The organism is Campylobacter concisus (assembly GCF_002913225.1).
In the GTDB taxonomy this organism is placed as follows: Bacteria; Campylobacterota; Campylobacteria; order Campylobacterales; family Campylobacteraceae; genus Campylobacter_A; species Campylobacter_A concisus_J.
On sequence record NZ_PPAW01000027.1, the window covers coordinates 1 to 438 of the forward strand.

1 pseudogene is annotated in these 438 nt (G+C 44.5%); it reads right to left on the minus strand.

The annotated features are described in order from the left end of the window. Nucleotides 1-262: pseudogene (locus tag CYP26_RS05950) on the minus strand (IS1595 family transposase); the annotation flags it as partial. Between the last annotated feature and the right edge of the window lie 176 nt (nucleotides 263-438).

A 438-nucleotide genomic window follows, 5' to 3' on the forward strand; every position in this document is an offset into this window, starting at 1 on the left:
CTGCCGCACCGCGACCGCGTCTGCCTTTACGCCGTCCGCCGAAATAGCTTTCGTCCAACTCGACAGGGCCCTCAAAAACCTCATCGGCAACCAAGGCCAGATAATGACTGATAACCATACGAATTTTGCGGTAGAACAGAATAGCGGAGTTGGGCTGAATGTCTAAAATATCGGCAGCGGAACGGGCGGTAACTTGGAGTACAAAAAATTCAAGTAGTTTCTTTTGAACTCTCTTGCTTAATTTACAATTGGTTATCTGCATTTTTGTAGACTAGCATGACTGCTAATCTACGTCAGCCCCTTGTTTTATGGCTAAAGCACTTCGATTCTTTCAATATTGGTGTGTCTTGCCACACTTATGTATTGCTTGTAGCTCATAGCTATGCATGAATAAAGATGTGCTTAGTTCTCATGGAGGGATTCTTGATGCTACTGGGT